Source organism: Butyricicoccus sp. AM78-15b2TA (genome assembly GCF_027665985.1).
In the GTDB taxonomy this organism is placed as follows: domain Bacteria; phylum Bacillota; class Clostridia; order Oscillospirales; family Butyricicoccaceae; genus Agathobaculum; species Agathobaculum butyriciproducens.
Map to the genome: position 1 here is coordinate 1 of NZ_JAQEHY010000004.1, position 256 is coordinate 256.

The window sequence follows — 256 nt, forward strand, 5'->3', positions numbered from 1 at the left end:
GTGGTATCAGAGACATCTACGCCGTAGATATCCTGAATATGTGCTTCAATATCACCGGTGGTCATGCCTTTGGCGTACATGGACAGAATCTTCTCCTCGATGTCCTGACTGATGCTGGTCTGATTTTTCCGCAGCACCTTGGGGTCAAATTCGCTCTTGCGATCCCGCGGCACAGATACCTCTATATCGCCAAAACTGGTGCGCAGGGTTTTGCTGCTGTGCCCGTTCTGGCTGTTATCCGTGTTCTTGTTCTTGT

Annotated in this window: 1 protein-coding gene; it reads right to left on the reverse strand. The window is 50.4% G+C overall.

All coding sequences use genetic code 11. The annotated features are described in order from the left end of the window. Positions 1 to 256: transposase (locus PGS25_RS05055; RefSeq protein WP_270418012.1), on the reverse strand; the 256-nt coding region annotated here is incomplete at both ends.